Source organism: Paraburkholderia sp. J41 (assembly GCF_905220235.1).
Classification (GTDB): domain Bacteria; phylum Pseudomonadota; class Gammaproteobacteria; order Burkholderiales; family Burkholderiaceae; genus Paraburkholderia.
Genome location: NZ_CAJMZE010000007.1, coordinates 234,518 through 261,028, shown reverse-complemented (window position 1 = coordinate 261,028; position 26,511 = coordinate 234,518). Strand labels below are relative to the sequence as shown.

The 26,511-nt window shown below is 64.9% G+C and carries 24 protein-coding genes; 16 read left to right on the top strand and 8 right to left on the bottom strand.

Annotation, left to right across the window (positions count from 1 at the left end; genetic code table 11):
• Window positions 1-230: 230 nt before the first annotated feature.
• From U5805_RS10100 to U5805_RS10090, 3 genes are all read right to left on the bottom strand, one after another.
• Window positions 231-977: a glucose 1-dehydrogenase gene (locus U5805_RS10100; protein ID WP_322103326.1), complete on the bottom strand. Its 747-nt coding sequence runs from the start codon at window positions 975-977 to the stop codon at window positions 231-233.
• 199 nt (window positions 978-1,176) lie between these two features.
• A complete protein-coding gene (locus U5805_RS10095) occupies window positions 1,177-2,535 on the bottom strand; it encodes an MFS transporter (protein ID WP_322103325.1) in 1,359 nt (452 codons plus the stop codon).
• Between the two features lie 150 nt (window positions 2,536-2,685).
• The gene (locus U5805_RS10090) at window positions 2,686-3,543 is read right to left on the bottom strand and encodes an FAS1-like dehydratase domain-containing protein (RefSeq protein WP_322103324.1); all 858 of its coding nucleotides are present in this window, start codon (window positions 3,541-3,543) and stop codon (window positions 2,686-2,688) included.
• A 298-nt stretch (window positions 3,544-3,841) separates the two neighbouring features.
• Here U5805_RS10090 and U5805_RS10085 point away from each other — a divergent pair, with 298 nt between their 5' ends.
• On the top strand, window positions 3,842-5,197 hold the full coding sequence (locus U5805_RS10085) for an MmgE/PrpD family protein (protein WP_322103323.1): 1,356 nt from the start codon (window positions 3,842-3,844) through the stop codon (window positions 5,195-5,197).
• Window positions 5,198-5,215: 18 nt separating this feature from the next.
• Here the strand turns inward: U5805_RS10085 and U5805_RS10080 are convergent, their stop codons facing one another.
• From U5805_RS10080 to U5805_RS10070, 3 genes are all read right to left on the bottom strand, one after another.
• Complete coding sequence (locus U5805_RS10080; protein ID WP_322103322.1) at window positions 5,216-6,112, bottom strand: LysR substrate-binding domain-containing protein; 897 nt, start codon at window positions 6,110-6,112, stop codon at window positions 5,216-5,218.
• Between the two features lie 163 nt (window positions 6,113-6,275).
• Complete coding sequence (locus tag U5805_RS10075; protein ID WP_322103321.1) at window positions 6,276-7,454, bottom strand: CaiB/BaiF CoA-transferase family protein; 1,179 nt, start codon at window positions 7,452-7,454, stop codon at window positions 6,276-6,278.
• A gap of 14 nt (window positions 7,455-7,468) precedes the next feature.
• On the bottom strand, window positions 7,469-8,629 hold the full coding sequence (locus tag U5805_RS10070; RefSeq protein WP_322103320.1) for an acyl-CoA dehydrogenase family protein: 1,161 nt from the start codon (window positions 8,627-8,629) through the stop codon (window positions 7,469-7,471).
• Between the two features lie 328 nt (window positions 8,630-8,957).
• Here U5805_RS10070 and U5805_RS10065 point away from each other — a divergent pair, with 328 nt between their 5' ends.
• Complete coding sequence (locus tag U5805_RS10065; protein WP_322103319.1) at window positions 8,958-9,908, top strand: LysR substrate-binding domain-containing protein; 951 nt, start codon at window positions 8,958-8,960, stop codon at window positions 9,906-9,908.
• Window positions 9,909-9,936: 28 nt separating this feature from the next.
• Here U5805_RS10065 and U5805_RS10060 read toward each other — a convergent pair whose 3' ends face one another.
• Window positions 9,937-10,452, bottom strand: coding sequence for a hypothetical protein (locus U5805_RS10060; protein ID WP_322103318.1), 516 nt, complete (start codon window positions 10,450-10,452; stop codon window positions 9,937-9,939).
• Between the two features lie 366 nt (window positions 10,453-10,818).
• Here U5805_RS10060 and U5805_RS10055 point away from each other — a divergent pair, with 366 nt between their 5' ends.
• Complete coding sequence (locus U5805_RS10055; protein WP_322103317.1) at window positions 10,819-11,946, top strand: aminotransferase class V-fold PLP-dependent enzyme; 1,128 nt, start codon at window positions 10,819-10,821, stop codon at window positions 11,944-11,946.
• A 103-nt stretch (window positions 11,947-12,049) separates the two neighbouring features.
• Here U5805_RS10055 and U5805_RS10050 read toward each other — a convergent pair whose 3' ends face one another.
• A complete protein-coding gene (locus tag U5805_RS10050; protein WP_415914565.1) occupies window positions 12,050-12,562 on the bottom strand; it encodes a DUF3455 domain-containing protein in 513 nt (170 codons plus the stop codon).
• Window positions 12,563-12,851: 289 nt separating this feature from the next.
• Between U5805_RS10050 and U5805_RS10045 the strand changes: the two genes are divergently transcribed.
• The 13 genes from U5805_RS10045 to U5805_RS09980 all read left to right on the top strand — a co-directional run bounded on the left by U5805_RS10045 (window position 12,852) and on the right by U5805_RS09980 (window position 26,506).
• Window positions 12,852-13,964, top strand: coding sequence for a TIGR03118 family protein (locus U5805_RS10045; protein ID WP_322103316.1), 1,113 nt, complete (start codon window positions 12,852-12,854; stop codon window positions 13,962-13,964).
• 203 nt (window positions 13,965-14,167) lie between these two features.
• Window positions 14,168-14,710: an RNA polymerase sigma factor gene (locus U5805_RS10040; protein WP_322103362.1), complete on the top strand. Its 543-nt coding sequence runs from the start codon at window positions 14,168-14,170 to the stop codon at window positions 14,708-14,710.
• Window positions 14,707-15,600: an anti-sigma factor gene (locus U5805_RS10035; protein WP_322103315.1), complete on the top strand. Its 894-nt coding sequence runs from the start codon at window positions 14,707-14,709 to the stop codon at window positions 15,598-15,600. The genes U5805_RS10040 and U5805_RS10035 overlap by 4 nt, the downstream gene beginning before the upstream one ends.
• 96 nt (window positions 15,601-15,696) lie before the next feature.
• Window positions 15,697-16,608: an anti-sigma factor gene (locus U5805_RS10030; protein WP_322103314.1), complete on the top strand. Its 912-nt coding sequence runs from the start codon at window positions 15,697-15,699 to the stop codon at window positions 16,606-16,608.
• A 130-nt stretch (window positions 16,609-16,738) separates the two neighbouring features.
• A complete protein-coding gene (locus U5805_RS10025; RefSeq protein ID WP_322103313.1) occupies window positions 16,739-17,176 on the top strand; it encodes a CHRD domain-containing protein in 438 nt (145 codons plus the stop codon).
• Between the two features lie 934 nt (window positions 17,177-18,110).
• Window positions 18,111-19,463 (top strand): ABC transporter substrate-binding protein, encoded by a 1,353-nt coding sequence (locus U5805_RS10015; protein ID WP_322103312.1) that lies wholly within the window; start codon window positions 18,111-18,113, stop codon window positions 19,461-19,463.
• A 54-nt stretch (window positions 19,464-19,517) separates the two neighbouring features.
• Entirely contained in the window at window positions 19,518-20,432 is a 915-nt protein-coding gene (locus U5805_RS10010; protein ID WP_322103311.1) for a sugar ABC transporter permease, read from the top strand.
• Window positions 20,429-21,265 carry a carbohydrate ABC transporter permease gene (locus tag U5805_RS10005; protein WP_322103310.1) on the top strand — a complete coding sequence of 279 codons (837 nt, stop codon included), beginning with the start codon at window positions 20,429-20,431 and terminating at the stop codon, window positions 21,263-21,265. The genes U5805_RS10010 and U5805_RS10005 overlap by 4 nt, the downstream gene beginning before the upstream one ends.
• A 43-nt stretch (window positions 21,266-21,308) precedes the next feature.
• Window positions 21,309-22,436 carry an ABC transporter ATP-binding protein gene (locus U5805_RS10000; RefSeq protein ID WP_322103309.1) on the top strand — a complete coding sequence of 376 codons (1,128 nt, stop codon included), beginning with the start codon at window positions 21,309-21,311 and terminating at the stop codon, window positions 22,434-22,436.
• Between the two features lie 32 nt (window positions 22,437-22,468).
• Complete coding sequence (locus U5805_RS09995) at window positions 22,469-23,374, top strand: dihydrodipicolinate synthase family protein (RefSeq protein ID WP_322103308.1); 906 nt, start codon at window positions 22,469-22,471, stop codon at window positions 23,372-23,374.
• A gap of 75 nt (window positions 23,375-23,449) precedes the next feature.
• On the top strand, window positions 23,450-24,862 hold the full coding sequence (locus tag U5805_RS09990; protein WP_322103307.1) for a diaminopimelate decarboxylase: 1,413 nt from the start codon (window positions 23,450-23,452) through the stop codon (window positions 24,860-24,862).
• Window positions 24,863-24,989: 127 nt separating this feature from the next.
• Window positions 24,990-25,772 (top strand): SDR family oxidoreductase, encoded by a 783-nt coding sequence (locus tag U5805_RS09985; protein ID WP_322103306.1) that lies wholly within the window; start codon window positions 24,990-24,992, stop codon window positions 25,770-25,772.
• Window positions 25,772-26,506: an SDR family oxidoreductase gene (locus U5805_RS09980; RefSeq protein ID WP_322103305.1), complete on the top strand. Its 735-nt coding sequence runs from the start codon at window positions 25,772-25,774 to the stop codon at window positions 26,504-26,506. Before U5805_RS09985 ends, U5805_RS09980 begins: the two co-directional genes overlap by 1 nt.
• Window positions 26,507-26,511: the final 5 nt, after the last annotated feature.

Here is a 26,511-nt window from a genome sequence, read left to right as displayed (position 1 = left end):
GAAATGCGCTTCAAGGCGCTTTTCTGGTTAACGAGCGGCTTCGCGAAAAATTGAGAGCAAGTAACGTGCCCCGATTGATCGGCGCGCAAAGGCGGAAATCGGGCAACGTAAGCACCTGAGTGGTGCGTGGAAGGGAAACCACGACCGCGCGAATGCCACCGCGTGGGCATTCGTTGCCGAACGCTCGCGCGGCGCTTATTCGTCGTCTGGAAAGAGCGTTTCGACGTGGATTACCGCATGCCGCCGCTTGCGACGATATGTTCGCCCGTGAGCCATCTCGCATCGTCCGAAGCGAGAAACACCACGGCCGAGGCGATGTCGTCCGGCTGGCCGATGCGCCCGAGCGGCGTCTGGCTGAGCGCGGCGCTCTCGAAGTCGGAACCCATGACGCCGGCGCTGTGCGCGCCTTCGGTTTCCACCACGCCGGGGTTGATCGCGTTCACGCGAATCTTGCGCGGGCCCAGCTCGCGGGCGAGCACGCCGGTGATCGCGTCCACGGCGCCTTTGGTGCCGCTATAGACGGCCGTGGCGGCCGGCGTCAGCGTCGTCACGACCGAACTCACGTTGACGATGCTCGCGCCTTCGCCCAGATGTTTGACGGCCGCCTGGGTGGTGAGCAGCACGCCGAGCACGTTGGTGTCGAACTGCTTGCGGTAATGCGCTTCGGTGATCGCTTCGATCGGCGCGAACTCGTAAATGCCCGAGTTGTTGACGAGAATGTCGAGGCGGCCGTAAGTTTCGATGGCCGTATCGACGATACCTTGCGCGTCGGCCGCCTTCGACACGTCGCCGCCCGCCGCCACCGCCTTGCCGCCCGCCGCGACGATTGCCGACACTACCGCTTCCGCGCCCGCCCGGCTGCTGGCGTAGTTGACGACCACCGACGCCCCTTCGGCCGCGAGCGCCTTCGCGATTGCCGCGCCAATTCCTTTCGACGCGCCCGTGACGACGGCCACTTTTCCTGCAAGCTTGCTCATGATGTATCCCTCGGTGTAAATCGCACTGTTGACGGAGCCGGCGTCGGGACTGGCGTGAAGCCATCAAATGGCCTTTGGCCGGCGACGTGTACGAATGTACGAGGGCGGGCCGCCGGGATAAAGCGGCCTCGAACGAATTAACTGGCAGGATCAGCCGAACAATCGCTTGCGCGCTTATGCGCTTACGTGGCCGCGGCCGCTAGTCCGGCATTCCTTCGCCGCGCGTTTCCGGCAGGAACCAGGCGAGCGCGATGCCGAAAACATAGGCCGAGCCGAGCGCCATGGCGGCCTGCGGCGCGCCGCCGAACGATTTGACGATGGTGCCCGCGACGATGGGAAACACCCATGCGATCAGGCGCGCCGCGTTGAAAACGAAGCTGCTCGCCGTCGAGCGCACGGTGCTCGTGAACAGCTCGCACGGGTAGATCGCCATCCACACGTACGCGAAGCCCAGCGTGAAGAAGCCGTTGATCGGCGCGACGATGATCATCGCTTCGACGGTGTGCGTGAGCTTGTACGTGATGAACGTAATGACGAGCGCTCCGAGGAAGGTGAGCGAAATGAACGCGCGGCGGCCGATCCAGTCGATCACGAAGCCGCCGATCGTATAAGCCGCGATCGCGCCTATCGTGTAGGTGATCGAAACGCGCGTGCCCCACGAAGCGGGATCGGCCACCTGCTCGGCTTTCGCAATGGCAACGGTATAGGCCGGCAGCAGCGTGGAAATGGCCCACCAGCCGATCGTGGCGACCACGGAGAGCAGGAACAGCAGGATCGTGCGGCGAGCCGCCTCGCGCTCCCTGAACAATTGGGCGAGCGTGAACGGGCGCTTGCTTTCGCGTGCATGATCCACCGTGGCGGCGCGATGGTCGGCGTTGGTCGCGTGCCAGCGCTTTTCGCGCACGGCGCGCTGCCACTTTTCCGATTCGTCCACGCCGCGCCGGATATAAAGCACGAACAGCGCGGGAATGGCGCCCAGCACGAACATCAGCCGCCACGTATTGGCGCCGAACGGATGCGCGCCCGCGAGCAGATACCAGACCACCGCCGCGAGCAGCGTGCCCCAGCCGAAGCCCGATTGCAGAAAGCCCGCGCCCTTGGCGCGCGCGCGTTCGGGCCACGTTTCGGAGAGCAGGGCAATGCCGGTGCTCCACTCGCTGCCCATCGCGAGGCCGGTGAGAAAGCGCAGCGCGCACAGCACGTAGATGTCGGGCGAGAACGCCGTGAGCCCGGAAAAGAGCGCATAGAGAAACACCGACCACAGCATCATGCGCTTGCGTCCCACATAGTCGGCCAGCACGCCGCCGATCAGGCCGCCGAGCCCCCAGCCCAGCAGCGTGATGCCGATCACGATGCCCGCATAGACCGGCACCGAAGCCGCCTGCGCGGGCGTGAGCAGCGAATGCAGCATCGGCACGAGCACGACGACGATGGCGAGCGTTTCGTAGCCGTCGAAAATCCAGCCGAGGAAACTCGCGCGCAGCACGCGCCAATGCATCGACGTGAGTCCGTCGTACCAGCGGCTGCGCAGGCCGAGGGTGACATTTCCCTGTTCCATTCCGGTTGTCTCCTTGCTTGAGCTGTTGGTGTTTTTCGCTTGCCTGTCGGGGTGTCGACTCATTCGCCGCTCATCTGCCGACTCATTCGCCGACTCAATTCGCCGATCCCCGCCTTCGAGGCGCGCGCGAAGCGGTGCGCGCGTTGGGCGTCACCTGAATACGACGCTCGCCTGCATCGCCAGTTCGCCCGCCGCGCTTCGCGACCAGAGCGCCGCGCCGTTTTCGCCTTCGGGCGTGCCGCACAGAAAAAACGCTCCCGTGTTGAAGGTCGGATTGACGCCGCGATACGTGAAGCGCGCCACGCTGCGCCGCGCGACGTGGCGACGCACGAGATCGGCGAGCAGGATCGCGATCAGCGGGCCGTGTACGATGAGGCCCGGATAACCTTCCACTTGCGTCGCGTACGGATGATCGTAGTGAATGCGATGGCCGTTGAGCGTGAGCGCCGAAAACTTGAACAGAACGACTTCGTCGGGCGTGAATTTGCGGTCCCAGAGATGCCCGGCCGGCGCGAGTTGCGGCGGCGCGGCGGGCACGCTGCCCGGCGGCGCGGCCTCACGATAAACGATGTCCTGTTCCTCGACGAGCGCCACGCCGCGCGCCGTCGAAAGCTCGTTGCGCACCGTGACGAACACGAGATCGCCGGTGCGCCCATGCTTGTGCTCGACGCTGAGAATTCGCGCATGCCGCGTGACCGTGTCGCCCACCCGCAGCGGTTGCGCATGGTCGATGCGCCCGCCCGCGATCATGCGGCGCGGCAGCGGCACGGGCGGCAGGAAGCCGCCGCGCATCGGGTGGCCGTCCGCGCCAACCTGCGAGCTGCGCACGATCGGCAGAAAGTACATCCAGTGCCAGAGCGGCGGCACGACGTCGCCTGCCGCGCAGGGCGCGTCGTCGCGGTCGAGCAGCGCGTTGAGCGCATCGACGGGCGTGGGCGTGATCGTGTCGACGCGCGTTTCGCTGCGGCCGATCCACTGCTTCAGATAGTCGATATCCACGTTGCGCATGGGAGGTTGATCGAAATGCCGAGCGTGCGCCATCGTGCGCGCGGGGGGAATTCGAAACTCCTGAAGGCGGCCTTTGCGCGCGCCAAAGGGTGCGGCAGCACGGCGCTTGCGAGGCGACCGGCGCCGCGCGCACCAGGGTAAGCGAGCATCGCTTAAGGCGAGGCAAAGCGCCCCTTTTGAACTTTGGAATTCCCGATTGCGCGCCGCTCGCGCATGCTGACGGGCATCCGGCTCGGGCGAGGCTGCGGCCAGTCAGGGCGATTCCGGCACATCGACGCAATCAGCGAGGAGACACGGCGTGAGCACGCATCCCGGGAAGGAACTGGCCGCATTCGCGGCATCGTTGCAGTTTGCCGACTTGCCGCCGGCGGTCGTCACGCGTGTCGAAGACCTGTTTCTCGATTGGATCGGCTCGACGCTCGCGGGCAAGGGCGCGCGGCCCGTGGAGACCATCGAAGCGTTCGCGCGGCAGATGAGCGGCGCGGGCGGCGACGCCGAAGTGCTGGTGTCGCGCCGCCGCACGACGCCGTATTTCGCGGCGATGGTGAATGCGGCCGCCTCGCACTACGCGGAGCAGGACGACTTGCACAATCGTTCCGTGCTGCATCCGGCCACCGTGGTGTTTCCCGTCGCGCTCGCCATCGCGCAGCAGGAAAAGCGCTCCGGCCGCGCGCTGATCGCGGGCGCGGCGGCGGGATACGAAGTCGGCATTCGCGTGGGCGAATTTCTCGGACGCTCGCACTATCGCGTGTTTCATACGACGGGCACGGCCGGCACGCTCGCCGCCGCCGCGACGGCGGGCCATCTGCTGAATCTTTCCGCCGCGCAGATGCTCCATGCGTTCGGCTCCGCGGGCACGCAGGCGGCGGGCCTCTGGGAGTTCCTGCGCGATGCGGCCGACTCCAAGCAGTTGCACACGGCGAAGGCCGCGTCGAACGGGCTGCTGGCCGCGTATCTCGCGAGGGACGGCTTCACCGGCGCTTCGCGCATTTTCGACGGCGCGCAGGGCATGGCCGCCGGCATGTCCAGCGACGCCGACCCGGCGCGGCTCGTCGACCGGCTGGGGGAGCGCTGGGCGCTCGCGGAGACCTCGTTCAAGTTCCACGCGTCGTGCCGCCACACGCATCCGGCGGCGGACGCCTTGCTCGCCGTGATGACCGAACATGGCCTGAGCGCCGACGACATCGCGCAGGTGACGACGCACGTTCATCAAGGCGCGCTCGACGTATTGGGACCGGTTGTCGACCCGCGCACCGTGCATCAGGCGAAGTTCTCGATGGGCACGGTGCTGGGTTTGATCGCGCTGTATCGCAACGCGGGCCTGAACGAATTCGCGCAGCAATTCAGCGAGGCGCGCGTGCGCGCGTTTTGCGGGAAAGTGCGCATGGAACTGGACCCCGACGTGGACGCGGCGTACCCGGCGCGCTGGATCGGCAAGGTCACGGTCACGACCACCGACGGGCGCACGCTGCGCGCGCGCGTGGACGAGCCCAAGGGCGACCCCGGCAACACGCTGGCGCGCGAGGAATTGCGGGCGAAAGCGCTGCGCCTCGCGGCATTCGGCGCGGGCGCATCGGAGGCCGAGATGCAGCGCTTGTTCGAGCGCGTGGCGGCGATGCCGCAGATCGAGGAGGTGGGACCGCTGCTCGGTTGAGCGCGCCGAACCGGCGATTCACCGCGCTTCGTTCGTGAGCTGCAAAATGAGCGCGCGCGCGAAGCCCGGCAGCGCTTCGAGGCTGCGCGTGCAGATTTTCAGGTTGCGCGCGGCCCATTCGTCGTTGAGCGCGAGGATGCGGATACCCATCTGCTTCTCGTAGCGCCGCGCGGGCAGCTCGGGAAGAATGCCGATGCCCACGCCCATTTCGATCATCCGGCACAGCGCCTCGAAGTTGCCGACATGCACGCGCATGCGCAGCGGCCGGTTCAGCACGCGCGCGGCCTGAACCGAAAACGCGTGAATGGCGCTGTCCTCGTGCAGGCCCACGAAGTCGTAGTCGAGCGTGTCGCGGTAATCGACCGCGCCGTGCTGCGCGAGCGGGTGGGCGTTGCCCACGGCGATCACGAGCCGGTCCTGCCGATAGGGCAGCACGTCGAGCCCTTCGGTCAGCACGTTGCCCGCGACGATGCCGATGTCGGTCATGCCGTCGCTGACCGCTCGCACGATGTCGCCGCTGAGCCGCTCGCGCAGTTCGATGTCCACGTCGGGATGGGTCGCGAGAAATCGGCTCAGGGCCGTGGGCAGCATTTCGGTGATGGCGGTGGTGTTCGCGGCGATGCGCAGATGGCCCTTCACGCCCTCCGCGTAGGCTTGCAAATCGCCTTTCAGGCGCTCCATTTGTTGCAGCATGATGCGCGCGTGATGCAGCAGCGCGTCGCCGGGCGGCGTCAGCGTGACGCCGGTGCTCGCGCGATACAGCAGCTTGACGCCGATATCGTCCTCGATATTCTTCACGCGCAGGCTCGCGGCCGGCAGCGAGATGCCAGAGCGCTCGGCGCCGCGCGTGAAACTGTTGCTCTCCGCGATGTTGACGAAGAGGCGCATGTCAGCAAGGTCGAGGTGTAGTGGCATCGAATTCTCCAGGCCGTTCGGCGACTCTAGCGCAGTCCGGGGCGGCGCGAGCGGCCCGTTCGCCGGTTTCGCCCGTTCGCCGATTCCACCGATAGGTGCCGCCTATGGCGGCCCGCACCGCGTGTTGCCGGCCATGACGGATCGCGTCGAGCGCCGCGCCGCGTTACACCGCGCCCGCGGCTTGCAGGGCGCGAATGCTTTCGGCGTCGTAGCCGAGTTCGGCAAGAATGGCGGCCGTGTGTTGCCCAAGCGCGGGAACCGCGTCCATGCGGACGTCGCCTTCGGGCGGCATGCCGGGCGGCAAGAGCGCGGGAATTTCGCCCGCCGGGGTTCGCACCGTCGTCCAGCGCCGCCGCGCCTTGAGTTGCTCGTGCTTCCAGACGGCTTGCATGTCGTTCATGCGCGCGCTGGCGATCTTCGCGGCTTCGAGTCGTTCCACCACGCTTTGCGCCGTGAGATCCGCGAAAGCCTGCTCGATCAAGTGGCCCAGTTCCGCGCGGTTTTCAGCGCGGCGGCTGTTGCTCGCGAAACGGGCGTCGTTCGCGAGATCGGGTTGGCGAATGACCGACTCGCAAAAGCTCACCCACTCCCGCTCGTTCTGCAAGCCCAGCATGACGATGTTGCCGTCGCCGGCCTTGAACGGGCCATACGGATAAATCGTGGCGTGAGAGGCGCTCGTGCGCCGCGGCGCGCTTTGCCCGTCGATCGCGTAATAAAGCGGATAGCCCATCCACTCGACCATGCTTTCCAGCATGGAAATGTCGATATGGCGACCGCGCCCGGTCTTGCCGCGTTCGATGAGCGCGGCGAGGATGTTCGAGTAGGCGTACATGCCGGCGGCAATGTCGGCGATCGAGCAGCCTGCCTTCGCGGGTTCGCCGGCGGAGCCGGTAATGCTCAGGAAACCCGACTCGCTTTGAATCAGCAGGTCGTAGGCTTTCTTGTCGCGGTACGGCCCGTCGAGTCCGTAACCGGAGATATCGCAAACGATCAGCGTCGGATAACGTGCCTTCAGCGTTTCGTAATCGAGCCCCAAACGCTGGATTGCGCCGGGCGCGAGATTCTGAACGAACACGTCGGCGCCGGCAAGCAAGGCGTGGACGACGGCAAGTGCTTCGGTGTGCTTGACATCTAGCGTCAGGCTCTCTTTCGAGCGGTTCGTCCAGACGAAGTGCGACGCGAGGCCACGCACGCGTTCGTCGTAATTGCGCGCGAAATCGCCGGTGCCGGGCCGCTCTATCTTGATGACCCGCGCGCCGAGATCGGCGAGTTGGCGCGTGCAGAACGGCGCGGCGACGGCATGTTCGAACGTGACGACCTTGATTCCATCGAGCGGGCGCATGGGGTGGGTTTCCGTTAGAAGGAGCGCGGCAGGCCGAGAACATGTTCGGCGACGTAGGAGAGAATCAGGTTCGTCGAAATGGGCGCGACCTGGTAGAGACGCGTTTCGCGGAACTTGCGTTCGACGTCGTATTCGCACGCGAAGCCAAAGCCGCCGTGAAATTGCAGGCACGCGTTCGCGGCTTCCCACGAGGCATCGGCGGCCAGCAGCTTGGCCATGTTCGCCTGCGCGCCGCACGGCTCGTGCGCGTCGAACCGGCGCGCGGCTTCGAAACGCATGAGGCTGGCCGCTTCGACATTGACGTACGAGCGGGCAATGGGAAACTGGACGCCCTGGTTCTGGCCGATCGGGCGGCCGAACACGATGCGGTCCTTGACGTACTCGGAGACTTTATCGACGAACCAGTAGCCGTCGCCGATGCATTCCGCCGCGATGAGCGTGCGCTCCGCGTTCAGGCCGTCGAGAATGTACTTGAAGCCCTTGCCTTCCTCGCCGATCAGATTTTCGGCGGGAATCTCCAGATTGTCGAAGAAGAGTTCGTTGGTCTCGTGATTGACCATGTTGAGAATCGGCTGCACGGTCATGCCCTTGCCGATGGCTTCGTGAAGATCGACGATAAAAATCGACATGCCTTCGCTTTTCTTCGTCACTTCCGCAAGCGGCGTGGTGCGCGCGAGCAGGATCATCAGGTCCGAATGCTGAACGCGCGAGATCCACACCTTCTGGCCGTTCACGACATAGCGGTCGCCCTTGCGCACGGCCGTGGTTTTGATCTTCGTGGTGTCGGTGCCGGTGGTGGGTTCGGTCACGCCCATGGATTGCAGGCGCAATTCGCCCGTCGCGATCTTCGGCAAATAGCGGTCTTTCTGCGCGGCGGAGCCGTGGCGCAGCAGCGTGCCCATGTTGTACATCTGGCCGTGGCACGCCCCCGAATTGCCGCCGTTGCGATTGATCTCCTCCATGATGACCGAGGCTTCGGTGAGCCCGAGACCGGAGCCGCCGTATTCCTGCGGGATGAGTGCCGCGAGCCAGCCCGCTTGCGTGAGTGCATCGACAAAGGCTTCGGGGTAGCCGCGTTCTTCGTCGATCTTGCGGAAGTATTCGGCGGGAAACTGACTGCAAAGATCGCGAATGGCTTCACGAATGTCTTGATACGAGTCGGTCGATGCATTCATGGCGTAGTCAAATTCGAAGGGAGAGAACGCGGGCAAGTACGGCGTGGTCGAGCGTCAGCGCGTTTGCGGCGAAAGGAAAGCGGCGATCTCGCGCGGCCATGCGACGTATGAAGCGGAACGGCGAATGCAGGGGAGGCGGCGCAAAGAAGCGGGCGCGGCGGCGTGGCCGCGATTCGGGTGAGGCATGTCGTCTCCCGCGCGGGCGAACCGCAGCGCTTTAGATTGGAATACGACGACTTTAGGTGAAGCGCCGCGCGCTGGGGAAATATGGATTGAATGTGACCGTCATAGGCGTATCCTATGCCTTTCTCCCTTTTGAGGTTCGCGCGTGGATATCCGGCAGCTTCGCTATTTCGTCAACATCGTCGACTATGGCAGCCTCGGCAAAGCGGCGGAAAAGCTCTTTGTCGCGCAGCCTTCGTTGAGCCAGCAGATCGCGAAGCTCGAGAGCGACGTGGGCGTGCCCTTGCTCATTCGCAGTTCGCAGGGCGTGAAGCCGACGGCGGCGGGCCAGGCGATGTATCGGCACGCACGTCTCGTGCTGCGTCAGATGGAGCAATTGCGCCAGGAGGTGCGCGAAGGCGTGGGCGCGGAGTCGGGCACGGTGGCGGTGGGTTTTCCCACCACTATGTCTTCGGTGCTCGCCATGCCGTTGTTCGAGCGCGTTCGCTTGCGTTTTCCCGGCATACGTCTGCAATTTTTCGAGAGCATGAGCGGCTATCTCAACGAGCTGCTTGCGAACGGCCGGCTCGATATCGGCATCCTGTTTCGGGAAACGAATACGGCGGGCATTACGGCCATGCCCGCTCTGGACGAAGAACTGTATCTGTTCGGCGACCTGGGCAAGCGCGTGACCGAGCGCGCGAAAACCTGTCCGCTGCCCGTATTGGCCGACGTGCCGATGGTGGCGCCCGGTGCGTCCAACGGATTGCGTCTTTTGCTCGAACGCGTGTTCGCGCGCGAGCAGATTCCCCTGAACATCGTCGCCGATATTGATTCGTTGCCGACGTTGCTCTCCGTCGCGCAGTCGGGCGCGGCATGCACGATCTTGCCGGCCTCGGCCGTCGCGCTGCGCGCGCCCGCGGATCGGCCGAAGATGCGGCGCATCGTGGAGCCCGTGATTCAGCGGCCCGTCAGTCTGTGCTGGCCGAATTCGTTGCCGGTGAGTTCGGCTTCGCTGGCGGTGCGCGATACGATTTGCGAACTGATTCGAGAACTGTGCGCAGCGGGCGTGTGGACCGGCATCACGCTGCGCGACGCCGACGCTTCGCGCGCGTGAATGGACCGCGCCCGCAGCGCGTTCGGCGTCACTTGAAATAAATGTTCAGGCCTGCGGAAACGAAATAGTCGCCGAGATCGGGCGCGCCGCCCGTGCTGCCGTGCCATTGATAGCGCGCATCCATCCGGAAGTCGACGTTGCGGCTCAGGCTCGTGGTGAAGCCCACGCCGCCCCGGAGCAGCAGGTCGCGATTCTGGCCGTCGTTCGGCAGCGGTCCTTCGTGGACGCCGCCGACGCCCAGCGTGATGAACGGCGAAAACGTCTTGTTGCGCTTCAGGAAATAGAGGCCGTCCAGCACGAGGCTGGCCTGATGATCCTGATCTCCGAACGACACGAATTGCCCGGCCAGCTCGACGTTCCAGTGATCGCTCAACACCTTGCCCAGCGCCACGCCGCCGGCCACGCCGGTGCTGTCGGTGCGCGCGCTGTCGTTGATCGTGAGGCTGACCGTGGGCGCGACGTACCAGGTTTTATCGGCAACGCTTTGTGCAAACGCGCAGTGCGCCGACAAGGCCGACATCATGCACGCCAAAAACAGACGCATCGATTTCATTTGCAGTAGTCAGAAGGTTGATTGTCGAATTCCGCTCGAACGTTGCGTGCGCAACGTAGTGCAGTCTTTGGGCAGCGCTATCGTGCGGCGATGACGGCTGCGTGTCTGTGGGCTTCGTCACTTAAATGCGCTTTCGGGCGCCGTGCGCGGCCGATCACGTTTCAGGGCGCCGCCGGCAGTCTGTTGCGGCGCACCAATGCGCCTCGCGCAGATAAAGCTTGGGAGGCAAGGGCCAAGGTAGTAAATTGCCAACTTGTCTCCCGCCGGCGGCTTGCGTCATGAGCCGTTACGTCGGGTTGCCGCAGCAGGCGAATTGCCGATGCGGCCCATATCGTTCATCGTTTACCGGAGGCGAGCGTGCCTGGTTTACTTCCCAACGTCGACCGCGACGGACTCCTCGAATACTCAGTGGTCTACACCGACCGTTCGATCAACCACATGTCGCAGCTTTTTCAGGGCGTCATGCGCGATCTTTCCAGTGCGCTGAAGAAGGTCTACAACGCGAAGTCGGTTGTCATCGTGCCGGGCAGCGGGACGTTCGGCATGGAGGCCGTTGCGCGCCAGTTCGCGACGAACCGCAAATGCCTCGTTATTCGCAATGGCTGGTTCAGTTTCCGCTGGTCGCAGATTTTCGACATGGGCGGCATTCCGTCCGAAACGCGCGTATTGAAAGCGCGCCCCGTCGAGCAGGGAAGGCAGGCTGCCTATGCGCCGCCGCCCGTCGAGGAAGTGGTGGCCGCCATCAAGGAAAGCAGGCCGGGTCTGGTCTTTGCGCCGCATGTCGAAACGGCGTCCGGCATGCTGCTGCCCGACGACTATCTGCGCGCGGTGGCCGACGCCGTACACGCGGTGGGCGGCATGTTCGTGCTCGACTGCATTGCCTCGGGCACGGTGTGGGTCGACATGGAAGCCACGGGCGTCGACGTGTTGATCAGCGCGCCGCAAAAAGGCTGGAGCGCTTCGCCGTGTTGCGCCCTCGTGATGCTCAATGCGCTCGCGCGCGAAAGAATCGAAGGCACGACCAGCACGAGCTTTTCCTGCGATCTTCGCAAGTGGCTGCAAATCATGGAAGCCTACGAAGGCGGCGGCTTCGCCTACCACGCCACCCTGCCGACCGACAGTCTCGCGACGCTGCGCGACGTCATCAAGGAAACGGCGGCATACGGCTTCGAAAAGGTGAAGGCGGAGCAGCTCGAACTGGGCGCGCGCGTGCGGGCGCTGCTCGTCGAAAAGGGCTTCAGGAGCGTGGCGGCAGAAGGCTTCCAGGCGCCGGGCGTGGTGGTCAGCTACACGGACGACGACGGCATTCGGTCGGGCAAGAAGTTTGCCGATGCGGGCTTGCAGATCGCGCCCGGCGTTCCGCTGCAATGCGACGAACCGGACGACTTCAAGACGTTCCGCGTGGGTTTATTCGGCCTCGACAAACTGAACGACGTCGACAGCGCGGTGGCGAGGTTCGCCAAGGCGTTGGACAGCATGGCTTGATTCGCCGGAAGTGAGAAGGCCGCAGGCGCGCGCCGCCCGTGGCTCATTCCGCAAGGCGCGACAAAGCCGTCCGCCGAACAGGCGGCGCGGCTTGCGCCTTTTCCTACCGGTAGAACACGTAGTTCGCCAGATAAGGCGATTTGCCGATTTGATGCTCCGTTGCGCACGGCGCTTCGGGCATCATGCCGCCCACGGTGTTCAACCGCTGCACATATCGCACCGAAGAAAGCGTGCCGCTAGCCGCGGTGCTGTGCGTTTCCAGCAGCAATTGCGGGATGCTCCCCTTCGTTTCGCTCGGCTTCTGCGCGAGCACGTGCCCGACGATGCGGCTGCCGTCCCCGGCTTGCCACGACGGTCCCGCGCCATGCTGCACCACAGCCTGGCCGCTCGCATCGAACAGCGTGGCCTGCGGGCTTTTGAATACCCAGCCCAGGCGGTGCTGTGCATCCGGTTCGCACGAATAAACCTGAACCCCCGACGCGGTGAGCGTCATCACGCGCTCCGCCTGTTGCGGCTCGATAGACGATGTCGTGGCGTCCGGCTGCATGGCGGAGCAGGCGCTCAGTGCCGAGGCAACAGCAAGAATGCCGGCGGCCGGCGGAATGGTCCTGAACATGTCTGTCACCTTGAAGAGAAAGGAGAGTGGGCGCGGATCGCTTCGCACAACGGTTCAGACTACGCGAGTATTCCCGTCTTTCTCAACTATTTCCGGTCGCGCGGGAAAGGCGGTAACGCAGTGAAATATCGCTGGAATAAAGCCGCCGATGGTTCGTTCTGAACGAGACGATTGAATAGTCCGTGGCAGCGCAGCACCACGCGTTCATCGTTCCGGTTTTGCATCGTTATTTCGTGATCCTGATTATATGAAGTCGGGGAACATTGAAATCATTCCGCGAGAATCCATCATGACACTGCATCGAAACGCAACGCTTGCGGCGTTGTGCGGTCTGACCGCCGTTACGCTCGCCGCGTGCGGCGGCAACGACAGCCCTCACAACGGCATGAGCACGGAACCGACCGTGCCCGCGCAATTCAAGGCCACCACGCTCGTCTCCGACGGCAGCACGAGCGCGCCGAACGTCGATCCGAACCTGAAGAACGGTTGGGGTATCGCATTCAATCCCACGGGCGTGGTCTGGGTCTCGGACAACAACACGAAGAAGTCCACGCTTTACGACGGCAACGGCGTGGTGCAGTCGCTGGTCGTGACGATTGCGCCGAACGCCGCCGGGCAGGCCGCGGGGCCGACCGGCATCGTGTTCAACAAAAGCACCGATTTCCAGATCGGCGCGAACGGCGGTGCCGCCTCGAACGCACTGTTCCTCTGGGCCACCGACGCGGGGACGATTGCCGCGTGGTCGCCGAAAGTGTTGCCGACGCAGGCCGTCAATGCTTTCGACGACGGCGCGGGCGGCGCCGTTTACAAAGGCCTTGCGATCGGCGCGAACGCGGGCGCGAACCTGCTGTATGCCGCCGACTTTCATAACCGGAAGGTGGACGTGTTCGACAAGTCTTTCAACAAGATTCAGCTTGCCGGCAAGTTCGTCGATCCCGCGCTGCCCGCCGGCATGTCGCCGTTCGGGATCGCGGCGATCGGCAACCAGGTGTACGTGACCTATGCATTGCTCGGCCCCGACGGCCGCACGCAGGTGAACGGCGCGGGCAACGGCGTGGTCGACGCATTCGACACGGCAGGCAATTTCGTGCGCCGCATTGCCACCGCCGCCACGTTGAATTCGCCGTGGGGCCTCGCCATGGCGCCCTCGAATTTCGGCGCGGCGAGCAACGATCTGCTGGTCGGCAATTTCGGCGACGGCACCATCGACGCATTCGATCCCAACACCGGCAAATTCGCGGGCGCGCTGACGAACACCGACGGCACCCCGTTCAAGCAGGCGGGGCTTTGGGGCATCGGGTTCGGCAACGGCTTCTCGAATCAGCCCCTCAATACGTTGTTCTACGCCGCGGGCCCCACGCCCACCACGGGCGTGTACGGCCGTATCGACGTGACGCCTTGAAGCCTGAACATCGCGCGGCCGCGTGGCCGCCGCCGGAGCGAAACGGCGGCATCGCGGGCCGCGCGAAAGCGAAACGGCAAATCGTGCGCGGCGCAAATTCTTTCCTCACGTTACACTCCCGCCATCGCGTCACGCCGGCAACGCGCATTTCATCCGCGCCGGCCGGGGACGAAGCAACAGGACAGCAGGGGAGAGAGACGTCGATGACCGCCGATTTACCCAGCATGCTTCCCGGGATGCTGCCGCGGCTGTGGGCATTCGCGCTGCGCATTGCCGGCGACAAGCATGACGCGGAAGATCTGGTGCAGCGTGCCTGCGTCAAGGCGCTCGAGCGCGCGCACCAACTGGAGCCGGACACGGCGCCGCTGAGCTGGATGTTTTCGATCGTCCATTCGACGTGGATCGACGAAGTGCGCGCGCGCAGCGTGCGCAAGCGCTCCAGCATGGAGTGGGACGACGATTATCTCGAGAACGTTGCCGATCCCGCCGGGCAGACGCCGGAAACCGAACTGATGCACGGCCAGATCGTAAGCGCCGTTCAACGTTTGCCCGAAGCGCAGCGCGTGGTGATGCTGCTCGTTGCCGTGGAAGGGCTGAGCTACCAGGAAGCCGCCGATACGCTGGGCGTGCCCATCGGCACCATCATGAGCCGGCTTTCCCGTGCGCGCCAGGCTATCGGCGCCCAATTCGCGGCGCGCGGTGAAACCGCATCCGGCGCGGCCCGACGCAAGGATTCGATCGCATGAAAGTCGACGAAACCTTACTGATGGCTTATGTCGACGGCGAGCTGCCGCAGGCGCAACGCGCCGAGGTGGAAGCGTTCGTCGCCGGCGATGCGCAGGCCGCCGAACTCGTTCGCCTGCTGCGCGCTTCGCAACACGATTACCGCGAGGCATTCGAGGCCGAAACGCTGCCGCCGCTGCCCGCGTCGCTGGCGGCGAGCGTCGACGATCTCGTACGCGCGCATCGCAGCGCCGCCAACGCGCCGCAGATGCCGCCAACGAGCCAAGCCGCGCAAACGCCGCAAGCCGCCGCGCGCGCGCCGTTGCGTTCGCGCTGGCGCACGGTGCCTTCGTGGCTCGCGGCCGCGTGCGTGGCGGGTGCGTTCTGCGCGGGGCTGATGCTGCATGTCGAGCCGTTCAACGGCAACGCGCCGACGGCGGCGAGCGGCATGGCGCCGTGGGTGGCGGCGGCAGTGGGCTATCAGGCGCTCTATACGCGCGATTCGGTGTCCTATTCGCAGGGCGATATCGAGCACGCACCGGGCGTCGTGAAGGACATTCGCGCCGAGGATCATCTCGATCTGCAAGTCCCCGATCTGAGCCAGGCGGGACTCGAATTCAAGCGAATCCAGCGGCTGAATTTCAATCACAAGCCGCTCGTGCAGATCGTTTATTTGCCGCGCAAGGGACCGCCCATCGCGCTGTGCGTGATTCGCGAGCCGAAGCCCGATGCCGGGCCGCAAGGGCGCTCGGTCGACTCGATGCGTGTGATAACCTGGCGGCAGGCGCAGGTCGGCTATGCGTTGATCGGCAAGCCGGAGGGCGTGGATCTCGATGCGCTCGGCAAGCAGATTGCGGCACGCGCCACCGGCCAGTTGTTCGGCGCCGCGACCAACTTGCCGCCGGAGACCTGAGTCGTCGGCGGCAATGAGCGGCGGTACTGAACGGGCGCGCGGCAGCGCCGGGTGAAATCCATTGATACTGCGGACAAAGAGAAGCGGCGCCTCTTCATGAAACTGGATGAAGTCGAGCTATTGGCTTATGCGAACGGCGAATTGCCGCCGCACGAGCGGGACCGTGTCGAGAAGGCGCTGCGCGAGTCGCCGGATGCGCAGGCGCAACTCGCGCTGCTGCGCGCTTCGGATTTGCCTTACCAGGAGGCGTTTGCTCGCGCGGCGCTGCCGCCGGTGCCCGAGAGCCTGGCCGCCGCCGTTGGCCAGATGGCCCGCGACGCCGCGCGCCAGGACAGCCGCGCTCAGACCGGCGCGAACGATCCGGCCGTCCCGCACGCGTCCAACGGCAACGCCGTTGCGCCGGTGCGTTCCCGGCTGCGCGTCGCGCCCGCTTGGCTGGCGGTTGCGTTCGTGGCCGGCGCGTTCTTTTGCGGCGGCGTGCTGCGCCTCGCGCCCGGCATTTTGGGCGGCGCGGGCGGCGCGCCTTCCACGGCGGCACAGACCTGGGTTGGGGCCGCGGCCGGTTATCAGCAGCTTTATTCGCGCGAGACGCTCGAATATGTCGACAGCAACGCGGACCTGACGAAGAAAACGCTCGACCAGCTTCGTACTCGCGATGGCCTTGCGCTTTCCATCCCCGATCTGAGCGCACAGGGACTCACGTTCAAGCGGGTGCAGCGGCTGCGTTTCGGCGATAAGGCGCTGGTGCAGATCGTTTATCTGCCGCAGCATGGCGCGCCTGTCGCGCTGTGCGTCGTCAAGGATGCGCGGACGGATCAGCCGCCCGCGCAACGGCGGATCGGCAACATGAACGTCGTGATGTGGCGCCGCTCGCAACTGGGCTATGCGCTGATCGGGCATCCGGGCGATGCCGATCTTGCGGCGCTCGCCAAAGACCTCGCCGACCGTCGCGTGGATGCGTTGTACGGCGACGCGTCCTTCTCCGGCGTCCCGCTCTCGGCGAGTTGATCGCGCGGAATCCATTCGCCCCGCGTTATTTGCGCATGCCGGAATAATTGCGGTGCGTGCGCGTTATCGAAACGAGTGCAAGAGCATTCGCCGATCAGACGCCCTATCGAAACCTATTACGGAAAAGATCATGCAAATCAACCGGACGCTGTCTCTCGTCGCGCTGACGCTCGGTCTCGGCTCGCCGCTTCTCGCGCTGGCCGACACCGTCAATCTGCAAGCCAACCTCACGGCTTCGGCCGAAGTGCCGCCCAAGGCCAGCGACGGCCACGGCCAGTTGAGCGGCACTTACGATACGTCGTCGAAGGAATTGCACTGGCACGTGGTGTATGCCGATCTGACCGGCCCGGCGACGATGGCGCACTTTCACGGCCCGGCGCCTGTCGGCAAGAATGCGGGCGTGGTCGTTCCGATTGATGCGAAAGACCTGCCGAGCCCGATCGACGGTCACGCGACGCTGACCGACGCACAGGAGAAAGATCTTCTGGCCGGCAACTGGTACTTCAATGTGCATACGGCGAAGAACCCCGGCGGCGAGATTCGCGGTCAGGTCGAGGCTTCGAAATAAGCTTTTTTGCGTGGAACGCCGCTGCGGCGTCACGTACACGGAAACGAATCGTTGCTGCCCGAAGGCGAGCGGCGGTTCGTTATTTGTTTCGTCGAACGCTGGCGCTCATATGCTCGTGCGCGCATTTCGATGTGGGTTCGCGCGATACGCTGTCCCGTGGATGCCATGAATTCCGCGCAAGTCAGGCGTGATCTTTACCGCTGTTTCCAGCGTGTTTTCGCGGGATTCGCATGCGAAGCGGGAATGCGAGCGTGCCGTGGTAACGTGTCCGTACATCGCGACCGGAACGGGGGCAGCCTGAAATGATTTCGCACGTGTTCGTCGGCGTGAATGACTTCGACCGCGCGTTCCGGTTCTATTCGGCGGTCATGCAGTCGACAACGCCTACGCCAGTGCGCTGGCGAATGCCGGCGCTTGCGAAGGCACGCCCGGTTTGCGAGCGCATTACCACCCGAATTACGATGGCGCGTACTTCCGCGACCCGGAAGGCAACAAGATTTGCGTCTGCTGTCACGATCCTGTCGGACCTGCCACGCAGTAGATTTTCACGCGCCGCCGCCGGTATCGACGGTCGCGTGTCCAACCCGCGTTAAAGACAACCGCCGACCGCACGCTACGTGCGCGGCGCGCGCTCGGCTAACGCTTCGAGCGCGGCATCGCGATGGCGTCCCGCCTTCGCACTCAAAAAGCGCGCACTGAGTGTTTCAAGCGTCAGACGAAGCGGCGCCCCGATTCCCCCTGTCCCTCGCCCGCATGTATCAGCCATCGTCGCTGCCCGACCGGCTTCATGTGCGCATGGCGCACACAAAAAGCCAAGAAAAAGCACGCCGCGCCCAAAATCGCCGAACAAACTGTTTGCTCGCCCAATTTTTTACGGTTATAAATACGCACAACGGTGCGCGTGGCGTACATTCTCGACGGGAGCAACGAAGGCATGGCGAACAAAGAACAGGGGGGCGGCGTCTCGCGCCGTCGTTTTCTGCAAGCTGCTGCTATGGGAAGCGCGGCGGCATGGAGTGCGGTGGGCCTGACCGGGCGGGCGTTTGCCGCCGCGCCGGTGACGCTGCGCTGGTGGTCGACGCAGTCCGCGCCCGACCAGTTGAAGGCGTATCGCGATCAGATTGCGGGCTTCATGAAGCTGCACCCGGATATCAAGGTCGTGTTCGAACCCACTTCCGACGAAGGCTATCCCGCGCAGTTTGCCGCGGCGTTCGCCGCCAAACAGGTGCCGGACATCGTCACGCATCTGCCGTCGTATGCCGCGCAAACCTACTACGCCGAGGGCCTGCTTGAGCCGATGGACGACGTGGTGGCGAAAATCGGCGAGCAAAACTACTATCCGAACGCCAACGACGTGTTCCGCGCCGCCGACGGCAAGCTGTGCGCGACCGGCCTCGCCAACACCGCCGCCGACATGCTCTGGGTTCGCCGCGACCTGATGCAAAAAGCGGGTATCGAGAAGGTGCCGCAAACGTGGGACGAATTGCGCAATGCGTGCCGCAAGATGCAGGCGGGCCGGATCTACGGCGCGCCGCTGCCCTACGGCCTCAACAGCATGACTTCGCTCATCATGCTGGGCTTCATTCATCGTGCGGGCGGCCAGGTGTTCACGCCCGACCTCCAGGTGGCCATCGACAGCGCCGAAACGCGCAACGCGCTCGAGTTCTACAAGTCCATGCGCGAGTTCACGCCGCCGGGCGCAACGGGCTATAGCTGGGGCGAAAGCCTCACGGCGTTCGTGTCGGGGGCGACGGCCACGGGCATTTACGGCGGCCGCGTGCTGGACAACATCGCGACGCAGAATCCCGCCATCGCCGGCGCGGTCACGTGCGCGACCTATCCGACGGTTTCGGCTTCGGTGCCGGCGTGGACCTACAACGACTTTCCTTGCGTGTTCATTCCGCGCGGCGTGAAGAACCTCGCGGCGTCGAAGGCATTCGCGGCATATCTGTTCGATCCGGCGGGGTATATCGAAGAACTGCTGGGGGCGCCCGGCCAGTTGCTGCCCGTGCTCAAGCCCATTTCGGCCGATTCGCGCTACATCGGCAATCCGATCATCAGCAAGTACCGCGACGACATCGAGCGCATGTCGACAGCCGCGGCCGCCGGCCACAACCTCGGTTACGAGTCGCCGCGCCACAAGGCCAACCGGCGCGCGAACGAGATCGTCGCGAGCAATGCACTGGCGGAAATGGTTCAGCGCGTCGTGCTCAACGGCGAGGCGCCGAACACCGTCGTGCCCGCCACGGCGAAAAAGCTGGATGCGCTGATGAAGGCCAAGGGCTGAGATCGCGGCCAGCCATTGCGGGAGCAAGGCTGGCCCATTTGAAGAGGACTCCTGATGTCTACTGCGACCTTGCCGCGCGGCACGCGCATGTCGCTCGATGCGCGCTATGGCCAGCTCGGCCTGTTGTTGATCCTGCCGGCCGTCGTGCTGTTGTTCGCGACGATCGTCTATCCGCTCGGCTATGCGCTCTGGCTTTCGCTGAATTCGGTGTACACGCCGACCCAGCAAGCGTCGTTCGTCGGCTTGCAGAACTACGTCGACATGCTCACCACGGCGACGTTCTGGGACGGCCTCCTCACCACGGTGATCTGGACCACGGGCACGCTGGTGTTGCAGATCGTCTGCGGCGTGGCCGTGGCATTGCTGCTCAACGAAAAGGTCGTGTTTCGCTCGGCCGCGCGCGGACTCATTCTGTTTCCGTATTTCGTCTCGACCGTCGTGGCGGTGCTCGTATGGCGCTGGCTGTTCAACGACCTGTATGGCATCGTCAATCAGGTGCTGATGCAGTGGCATCTGATCGACAGCCCGGTGAACTGGCTCGGCGAGATGCCCAATGCGATGTTGAGCATCGTGCTCGTGGGAACGTGGAAGTATTTTCCGTTCGTGGTGATCGCCGTGCTCGCGCGGTTGCAGACGATTCCGTTGGCGCTTTACGAAGCCGCGCGCATGGACGGCGCCGGGCCGATCGCCCGTTTCTTCGACGTGACGCTGCCGCAATTGCGCGAGGTGCTGGGCGTGGTGATCCTGCTGCGCATCATCTGGGACTTCAAGGAGTTCGACCTGCTCTATCTGATGACGGGCGGCGGACCGGTCAATCGCACGCGCTCGCTGCCGCTGCTCGTGTATCAGCAGGCATTCGGGCTGAACCAGATGGGCGCGGCCTCGGCCACCGCCATCGGCATGATGGCGGTCATGGCGGTGTTCATGACGTGGTATCTGATGCGTGCGCGCCGCGCGAGGGAGGCATGATGGAAGCGGGACGTTTGCGCATCGCGCTCACTTCGCTGGCCACCTGGTTCGTCGTGCTGCTCGCGGTGTTTCCGCTGGTCTGGATGGTGCTCACGTCGCTCAAGCCGCAAAGCGAGTTGTTCGTGTTTCCGGTGGCGTTCCTGCCGCAGCACGTCACGTTCGAGCATTACCGGCGCCTGCTGGTCGAAACGCCATTTCTTCAGTACTTCGAAAATTCGCTCGTGCTCGCCTGCGCGACCACGGTGCTGGTGATGGTGGTGTCGACGCTCGGCGCGTACAGCCTCGCGCGCTACCGCTATCGCGGCCGCGAATTCATTGCGACGGCCGTGCTGTTCACCTACCTGCTGCCTTCCGTGGTGCTCATCATTCCGCTCTATCTGATGATGGTGAAGCTCGGCTTGCAGAACACGCTCACGAGCCTCGTGATTTCGTATACGACGTTCGCGCTGCCCTACGCGCTGTGGCTGTTGCGCTCTTTCATGGCCGGCATTCCCGACGACCTCGAAGCAGCGGCGCTGGTGGACGGCGCGGGCCGGCTGGGCGCGTTTTTCGACGTGATTCTGCCGCAGGCGTTGCCCGGCATCATCTCGACCACGCTGTTCACGTTCATCCTCGCCTGGAACGAGTATCTCTATGCGCTCGTGCTCGTGAATACCGACGAGACGCGGCCGCTCACCACCGGCGTGATGAACATGCTGGTGTCTTCGTTCAACATCGAATGGTCGTTGCTCATGGCGGCGTCCGTGATGATGAGCGTGCCGTTGCTGTTCTTTTTCGCTTTCTTGCAGCGTTATTTGACGAGCGGCTTTGGCGCCGGCGGAGTGAAAGGATGAAAGCGGCGCCGCAGGCATTCATTGGCATCTGGAGAGCAGTCAAATGACGACGGTCAGTTTCAGGAACATTCGCAAGGTGTTTGGCGACACAGTGACGATCCCGTCGCTGAATCTCGAGATCGAGGCGGGCGAGTTCGTCTCGCTTCTGGGTCCGTCGGGGTGCGGCAAGACCACCACGCTGCGCATGCTGGCGGGGCTAGAGCAACCCACGGAGGGCGTGATTGCGATCGGCGGGCAGCCGGTGCAGGATTTGCCGCCCGCGCAGCGCGACATCGCCATGGTGTTTCAGTCGTACGCGCTTTATCCGCATCTGAGCGTGGCCGAGAACATCCTCTATCCGCTGCGCAAGCGCGGCGTGCCCAGGTCGCAATGGCCGGAGATGCAGCGCCGTGTGGCGCAGTTGCTGCAACTCGACGCACTGCTCGAACGCAAGCCGCGCCAGCTTTCCGGCGGCCAGCAGCAGCGGGTGGCGCTGGGCCGTGCATTGATTCGGAATCCGAAGGTATTTTTGCTCGACGAGCCGCTCTCGAATCTCGACGCCAAGCTTCGTGCGCACATGCGCGCCGAACTGATCGAATTGCATCAGCGTATTCGCACCACCACCGTGTACGTGACGCACGATCAACTGGAGGCGATGACGATGTCCACGCGTATCGCCGTGATGAACGGCGGCGTGCTTCAGCAGTTCGCCACGCCCGACGAAATCTACTATCGCCCGTCCAATGTGTTCGTGGCGGGTTTCATCGGCACGCCGGCAATGTCGCTGGTCGATGCGCAACTCGCGCGCGCCGCGAGCGGCTTCGTGGCGCGCGCCGGCGGGCTCGAATTGCGCCTGCCGTCTTCCGCGTTGATCGCGACGGCGGGCACGGAGGTGGTGATGGGTTTGCGGCCGGAGGACATCACGCTCGGGGCGGGGCCGCTGCGCGCGCGCGTGAAGGTGGTCGAGCCCATTGGCCACGAGACCATCGCGCTGCTCGATTGCGGCGGCGCCGCGTTGTGCGCGCGCGTGGCCAGCGACATGCCGCTCGCGCGTGCGATGCGCGCCGGCGACGAGGTGCCGTTCGACGTCACGCTCGCGCATGTGCATGTATTCGCCCGCGACAGCGGCTTGCGTCTGAATCGCGATGGCGCTGCCGCCGCCGCTCCGGCGCGCTCGCGCGCGGCGGCGTGACTTTTTCGACTCGTTTTCAAGGCTTATTTCACATGGACAGAAATAGTGTCAACTGGTCCGGCGCGATGCCCGCGATCACCACGCCGTTTCGCGGCAACGGCCAACTCGACGAGGCCGCGCTCGGCGCGTCGATCGAACGCCATCTGGCGTTGGGCGCGACCGGCATCGTGGCCGGCGGCTGCACGGGCGAATTCTGGGCGATGAGCGCCGCCGAGCGCGCGCGCCTGATCGCCGCGGCGAAGGAAGCCATCGGCACGCGTGCCACCTTGATCGCCGGAACGGGCTGCGTGGGCGTCGACGACACGGTGGCGCTCACGCTGGAGGCCGAACGCATTGGCTGCGACGGCGTGTTGATCTTGCCGCCTTATTTCGTACGCCTGACCGATGACGAAATTTTCGCGCACTATCGCGATGTCACGGCGCGCATCGGCTTGCCGGTCATGCTCTACAACATTCCCGGCAACGCCGTGAATGCGCTTACGCCCGCGCTGGTCGCGCGGCTCGCGCTGCTCGAACGCGTCGTTGCCGTGAAGGAAAGCTCGGGCGACTGGAACAACTTCCATGCCACGCTGCTGGCCGTGCAAAACCAGTTGCGCGTGTTCTGCGGCCCGTCGTCCGTGTTCGGCGTGCCAGCCGTTCAACTGGGCGCCGACGGCGTGATCGACTGCTTCCCGAACGTGTGGGACGAAGGCGGCCAGACGATGTTCGAAGCCGCGCGCGCGGGCGAAACGGTAAAAGCGGCCGCGCTGCAAGCCACCGGCCGCCGCCTGACCGATCTTTTCACGAGCGAGGGGCGCACGCTTTATCCGTCGACGAAAGCGGCGATGACGATGCTCGGCATTCCGGGCGGCGGCGCGTTGCGCGCTCCGCTGCGCGCGCTCGACGGCGCGGCGCTGGCCGGACTGGAGCGCGGCCTGCGCGCCGAAGGTCTGCTCTGATCGCGGGCGGCATCCCGGCAGACGCATGGACCCGGAACGAGTGGAAATGAATCGAAACGATCAGGAGAACGCAGCATGAAGGAAACGACGGGCAACGAGGCGCTTTCGCCCAGATTCGGCAGCTATATCGGCGTGGGGCCGAACGGCAATCTGTGGGTGGACGGTTGTGACGTGCAGGCGCTTGCGGAACAGCATGGCGCGCCGCTTTATATCGTTTCGGAGAACGAATTGCGAGAGCGTTATCGCGCGTTTCGCGACGGCTTTCTCGCGCATTACCCCGAAGTGGAAATCCTGTTCGCCAACAAGTCGAACAACGGCCTCGCGATCCGCCACATCCTCAATCAGGAAGGCGCGGGCGGCGACTGCTTCGGCGTGAACGAGATGTATATCGCGCTGCTCGCGGGCACCGATCCGTCGAAGCTCGTGCTCAACGGCTCGAACAAGCAGGACGAAGAACTGGACATGGCGATCGCCAACGGCGTGTGCATCAACATCGACGCCATGGACGAACTCGACCGCATCGACGCGATTTCGCAGCGGCTCGGCCGCAGCGTGGGCATCGGCATTCGTCTGAAGCTCGATCTGGAGCCGTTGCGCGACCGCATCGGCGTGGCGATGCACGGGCCGGGCACGCTCAAGGAGCAAAGCGACTCGACGAAATGGGGCATGACGCGCGAGCAGACCGTGGAGATCGTCAAGCGCGCGCAGCGCATGCCGAATATCGAACTCAAGGAAACGCATTTTCATTTGAGCCGCATGTCCAACGATCCCGAGAACTTCGCGATCATGGCGCGCGAAATGATCGAGTGGTCCGCGCACCTGCGCGACGCGACTGGCTGGACGCCGCCGTGCATCGACATCGGCGGCGGCTGGACCTTCGGCAAGTGGTACGGCACGGGCCCGAACGCGCAGATCGACGACGACCGCGCGCCCACACCGGAAATTTACGGCAGCCTGTGCGGCACGGCCATCAAGGAGGAATGCGAGCGCTTCGGCTTGCCGCTGCCGAAGCTGCGCATCGAGCCGGGCCGCGCGATTTCCGGGCCTTCGGGCGTAGCCGTGGGACGCGTGGGCGCGATCAAGCAGGGCGAGAAAAAGAAGTGGGTCAACCTCGATCTCTCGACCAATCATCTCTCGTGGGCTTCGGCGCTCGACTGGTATTACCACGCGGTGGCCGTGCGCGGTACGGCGCGCGAGGCCACGGAGACGGTCGATCTGGTCGGCCCGCTTTGCAATTCCGACGAACTGGGCACGCAGCGCAAGATGCCGCCGCTTGCGCGCGGCGACTTCGTTGCGTTTCTCGATGCGGGCGGCTACACCGAATCGAGCGCGGCGCGCTACAACGCGCAATTGCTGCCCGAGACGGTGCTGGTCGCCAACGGCGCGGCCGAGGTCATCACCGTGCGCGAGCAATGGCGCGACGTGGCCGGGCGCTTTCGCGTGCCGCCGCGCTTGCTCGCGGGTTCGTTCGGCAAGACGCGCGCTTGAAGCGATCGATGCGCGCGAATGCGCGTAACAAGTTATCCGGTGCGCACGGCGTGAGCGGCGGCGCATTCGCCGCTCGAAGCGGTAAAGGCGGCGCAAGCCGTTGAAGCGAAGGCATCAGGGGGAGTGGATGGATCTGGGCATTGCAGGGCGCCGTGCGATCGTGTGCGGCGGCAGTAAAGGTTTGGGTTTTGCGGCGGCGCGCGCGCTCGCCCGCGAAGGCGTTCACCTCACGCTCGCGGCGCGCACGCAGGCCGGGCTCGATCGCGCGGCGGGGCGGCTGCGCGAGGAATTCGCGGTCAAGGTCGCGACCGTCGCCACCGATCTCGCGACGCCCGCCGGGCGCGCGGCGCTGCTCGCGCAAGCCGGCGAAGTCGACATCCTGCTCGCGAATCCGGGCGTGCGCCAGGTGCCGGAAGACTTTCGCACGCTCTCGCGCGAAGCGTGGGACGGCTGGATGGAAGCGCACTTCTACGCGTCGCTGGAACTGATTCGCGCGGTCGCGCCGGGCATGTGCGAGCGCGGCTTCGGACGCATCGTCAACATGTCCGTGAGCTTCATCAAGTTTCCGCAGGTGGGTTTCGCCGCGAGCCACGCCGCGCGCCTCGCGCTCGCCGGCGCGATAGCGGCGATGTCGCGCGAGCTGATCGCGCATAACGTGGTCATCAACAGCGTCTGCCCCGGCCTCTTCGAAACGGACGCGCTCATCACCAATCTGCACGGCCACGCGGCGCGCGGCAACACCACGTACGACGCCATCGTGGCCGACCGGTTGCGCCATTGCCCCGCCGGGCGTTTCGCCGATCCCGCCGAATGCGGCGATCTGATCGCGTTCCTGTGCAGCGCGCAGAACGGTTTCATGACCGCGCAGAACATCGTCAACGACGGCGGCGTTTATCAGGGGCTGTTTTGATGAGCGAGGTACATGCGAATATCCCGCCGCAAGGCCGCGTGGTGATGCTCTCGGGCGCGTCGCGGGGCATCGGCGCGGCCGTCGCGCAGCGTCTGCACGAAGAAGGCTACGTGCTTTCTCTCGGCGTGCGGCGCCCGGCGGCGCTCGACCTGCCGTGGCTGCGCGACGACGCGCGCGTGCTCGTCTGCGAATACGATGCGTGCGAGCGCGCGGCGGCCGCGCGCTGGACGGCGGCCACGCTCGAACGCTTCGGCCGGCTCGACGCCCTCGTGAACAACGCGGGCACGCTTTTGCCGATGCCGTTCGCAAGCGGCGACGAAAGCGCGCTCGACACTATGTGGGAAGTCAACGTGAAGGCGCCGCTGCGTTTGCTGCGCGCGACGCTCAACGCGTTGCGCGCGAGCGGGCGGGGCCGCGTGGTCAACATCGCGTCGACGGACGGCAAGCGCTTCCGTCCGACCGACTCGATCGGCTATACGATGACCAAGCACGCGCTCATGGCGCTCACGCACGCGGCGCGCTTCGAAGGCTACGCGGACGGCGTGCGCGCCACGGCGCTGTGCCCCGGCGCCGTCGACACGGAACTGATCGCCAATCTCGCCGGCGTGACGCCGCGCGCGGAGCGCCTGCAACCGGACACGGTGGCGCAGGCGGTCGCGTTTTTATTGTGTCTGCCGAATAATGCCGTGGTGGCCGAACTCGTGCTCAACACGCGGCTCGAGTCGATGCTCTGAGCGCC